The sequence below is a fragment of the Bradyrhizobium sp. Leo170 genome, assembly GCF_004296405.1.
In the GTDB taxonomy this organism is placed as follows: domain Bacteria; phylum Pseudomonadota; class Alphaproteobacteria; order Rhizobiales; family Xanthobacteraceae; genus Bradyrhizobium.
The window spans coordinates 1-2,998 of sequence record NZ_PSRR01000570.1 but is presented as its reverse complement, the minus strand read 5'-3'; the positions used below and the strand labels follow the sequence as shown (position 1 = coordinate 2,998).

Annotated in this window: 5 protein-coding genes; 4 read left to right on the top strand and 1 reads right to left on the bottom strand. The window is 63.9% G+C overall.

The genetic code is table 11. The features are described from left to right. The first annotated feature begins 236 nt into the window (after window positions 1–236). On the top strand, window positions 237–656 hold the full coding sequence (gene arfB / locus CWO89_RS42540) for an alternative ribosome rescue aminoacyl-tRNA hydrolase ArfB (protein ID WP_130584171.1): 420 nt from the start codon (window positions 237–239) through the stop codon (window positions 654–656). A 316-nt stretch (window positions 657–972) separates the two neighbouring features. On the opposite strand, the gene CWO89_RS42535 is transcribed toward arfB, so the two are convergent. Then, on the bottom strand, window positions 973–1,272 hold the full coding sequence (locus CWO89_RS42535; RefSeq protein WP_130584170.1) for a hypothetical protein: 300 nt from the start codon (window positions 1,270–1,272) through the stop codon (window positions 973–975). Between the two features lie 398 nt (window positions 1,273–1,670). On the opposite strand from CWO89_RS42535, the gene CWO89_RS42530 reads away from it, so the two are divergent. From CWO89_RS42530 to CWO89_RS42520, 3 genes are all read left to right on the top strand, one after another. Beyond that, window positions 1,671–1,991: a c-type cytochrome gene (locus CWO89_RS42530; protein ID WP_165421577.1), complete on the top strand. Its 321-nt coding sequence runs from the start codon at window positions 1,671–1,673 to the stop codon at window positions 1,989–1,991. After that, on the top strand, window positions 1,992–2,387 hold the full coding sequence (locus tag CWO89_RS42525) for a VOC family protein (RefSeq protein WP_130584169.1): 396 nt from the start codon (window positions 1,992–1,994) through the stop codon (window positions 2,385–2,387). A gap of 65 nt (window positions 2,388–2,452) precedes the next feature. Continuing rightward, the coding region (locus CWO89_RS42520) for a gluconate 2-dehydrogenase subunit 3 family protein (protein ID WP_130584168.1) at window positions 2,453–2,998 on the top strand (546 nt) is incomplete at its 3' end.

The window sequence follows — 2,998 nt, the reverse complement described above, 5'->3', positions numbered from 1 at the left end:
CCCCGTCAGCCGCGAAGCCGTCCGCGCCGAACTGAGTGAGTGTCGTAGTGCCGTAGCCCGGGTGAAGCGCCAGCGTAACCCGGGGACCGCTCGCAGTGCGGACACAGGTGTCCCGGGTTAGGCGTTCCGCTCCACCCGGGCTACAGGCTCCTCAGGATGAGGGTCTGTGCTCGCGGAGCGGGCGCGAAACCCGCTATGGTGCGGCGGACGATTCCTGCCCGACCACCGGTGATGCCATGCTGCGGGTTGCCCGCGACCTCTCCATTGATGAGAACGATATCGAGATCGGATTCGTGCGCGCCTCGGGTCCGGGCGGGCAGAACGTCAACAAGCTGGCGACAGCGGCGCAGCTACGGTTCGAGACCAGCAGAATCGCGCTCGCCGAGGATGTCCGGGCGCGGCTGGTCCGATTGGCTGGCCAGCGCATGACCAAGGAGGGCGTGATCGTGATCCACGCCCAGCGCTTCCGCACCCAGGAGCGCAACCGCGCCGACGCAATCGAGCGCCTGCTTGAGCTGCTCCGCGAGGCCATGGTGCGACCGACGCCGCGCCGGCCGACCAAGCCGACGCTCGGCTCCAAGCATCGCCGCCTGGAAGGCAAGAAGCGCCGCGGTGACGTCAAGGCACGGCGCGGCGCGCGAGGGTTCGAGGATTGATGCCAAACGCATGGATGTAGCTCCCTCTCCCGCTTGCGGGAGAGGGTTGGGGTGAGGGTGTCTCCGCATTGGGACTCCCCGAGTGGAGAGAGCCCCCACCCGGCGCTACGCCGTAGCCGAAGCTTCGCTTCGGCGTCCTTAAGAACGGCCGCCGAAGGCGGCCTATGCCTCTCCCGCAAGCGGGAGAGGTGAAGCTTGTAGCCCGGGTGGAGCGGAACGCGTAACCCGGGACAGTTGTCGCCGGATTGTGAGCGGTCCCGGGGTTACGCTTCACTCCACCCGGGCTACGGGTTCGATCGCAGGGAGAGAGCTCGCTCTAGTAGCGCTTGCTGCCAGGAGCAGCGGGTTCCGTCGCCGTGCCTTTGTGCGCTCCGGCTCCAGCGCCGGCACCCACCGTGCCCTTGGCGCCGGACTTCGCGCCGGTCTTTCCGGTCGGAGCCGCCGTCTGCGCGTTCATTTCCTCATCGCCGCTACCCGTCATTCCACCCGGCGCCACGCTCCTTTCCTGCGCGCCGCCGCGGATCGCGCCGCCAGTGGCGGCGCCTTGTGCAAGGACAGGGCCGACGAGTGCGGCCGAGAGGGCAAACGCGATCACAGAGGTTTTCGCTAGCTTCATCCATTGCTCCTGGATTTTGTCCGTGCGGGAAGGTTCGGCGGTTCCATGCGCCGCCTGCTGCGCCGGTCTCCCCTTCACGCGGATTGAACGTGTCGCAAACGACGCGTGCGCCATGCAATCTGCGTCGTGTGGAGATCGTGCAGGGATTTCGGGGCAATTTCGCGAAATTGCGCTTCACATATGCGGCGGCGTGACGTGGTTTGGCCGGCACGATTTTCGTAGCTGCTCATCGACGCGTTTTGTTCTGCGGTGAAACAGCCCGCTACTACCACCGCCTTTCGCGCGCGACCTAGAGTTACCGCGTACAGGCGGTGAGGTGGATGAGAAGGCTACGCGCGACGGCAGCAATCGGACTCGGATGTTGCAGTGCGTTGCTCGCGACGATCGCGGCTGCACAAATGCCATTGCCTGCCGCCAAGCCACCCGATGGTGCCGCACTGTTCAAGCAGCAATGCGCGACCTGCCACACCACGAACCTCACCGATCCGGTCCGCCAGGGCCCGCCACTGTTCAAGGTCGTCGGCCGTGTCGCGGGCAAGGCCGATGGCTTTCACTATTCACCCGGCTTCGCGCAAGCCGATTTCGTCTGGGACGACGCCAGGCTCGACGCCTGGCTCACCAACCCGCAGGCGATGATCCCCGGCTCCATCATGGCCTATCGCCAAGCCAAACCGGAGACCCGCGCCGCCATCATCGCCTATTTGAAGGAGCTCAACTGAATGGCAAAACCCGTTCACTCGATGATCCGCGTGCTCGACGAGGCGAAGTCGCTTGATTTCTACGCGCGCGCCTTCGGCCTTGAGGTCGCCGATCATCTCAAGTTCGACGATTTCGCGCTGATCTACCTGCGCCACCCCTCCTCGCCGTTTGAAGTCGAGCTGACAGTCAATTTCGACCGCAAGGAGCCCTATTCGCTCGGCGACGGCTACGGCCATCTTGCTGTGATCGTCGACGATGTCGACGCCGAGCATGCGCGGTTCGAGCGGGAAAAGCTCGTGCCGGGACCGCTGCGCGATTTCAAGCATAACGGCAAGACGCTGGCGCGCTTCTTCTTCGTCACCGATCCCGACGGCTACAAGATCGAGGTGATCCAGCGCGGCGGCCGTTTTGGCTAGAGCATAATCTGGAACGAAGAAATACGACCAATCAACAATGACAAAACATTCCACGGAGGAAACCCATGAGAGAAGTCGATCGTCGAAGCAAATATGATCGCCGCGTCTTCCTGAAGGGCGCGGCAACGGCGGTACCGACCGTCGCTATCGCCACCAGCACGGGCCTCACCATCAGCGATGCCTGGGCCGATGACGCCACCACGCTGACGCCGGCGACATTGAAGACGCTGGTGAAGATGGCGCGCGACATCTATCCGCACGATTTCCTGGGTGACAGTTATTACATCGTCGCGGTCAAGCCGTGGGACGGCAAGGCGGCCAAGGATCCCGCGATCAAGTCGCTGATCAATGACGGCGTTGTCAGGCTCGACCAGGAGGCCAACGACCGACACAAGGTGCCTTATGTGCAGGTGCCCTGGGAAGCCGATCGCGTGGTGCTGTTGCAGCGGATCGAAGAGACCGCGTTCTTCCAGAAGATCCGCGGTGACCTCGTCGTCTCCCTCTACAACCAGAAAGAGGTCTGGCCGAAGTTCGGCTATGAGGGCTCGTCCGCCGAATATGGCGGCTACCTCAAGCGCGGCTTCGCCGACATCGACTGGCTCCCGAAGGCA

Bases quoted from the DNA above. Each gene is read 5' to 3' on its own strand.
- arfB (WP_130584171.1), top strand. From the start codon at position 237: ATGCTGCGGGTTGCCCGCGACCTCTCCATTGATGAGAACGATATCGAG.
- CWO89_RS42535 (WP_130584170.1), bottom strand. From the start codon at position 1,272: ATGAAGCTAGCGAAAACCTCTGTGATCGCGTTTGCCCTCTCGGCCGCA.
- CWO89_RS42530 (WP_165421577.1), top strand. From the start codon at position 1,671: ATGCCATTGCCTGCCGCCAAGCCACCCGATGGTGCCGCACTGTTCAAG.
- CWO89_RS42525 (WP_130584169.1), top strand. From the start codon at position 1,992: ATGGCAAAACCCGTTCACTCGATGATCCGCGTGCTCGACGAGGCGAAG.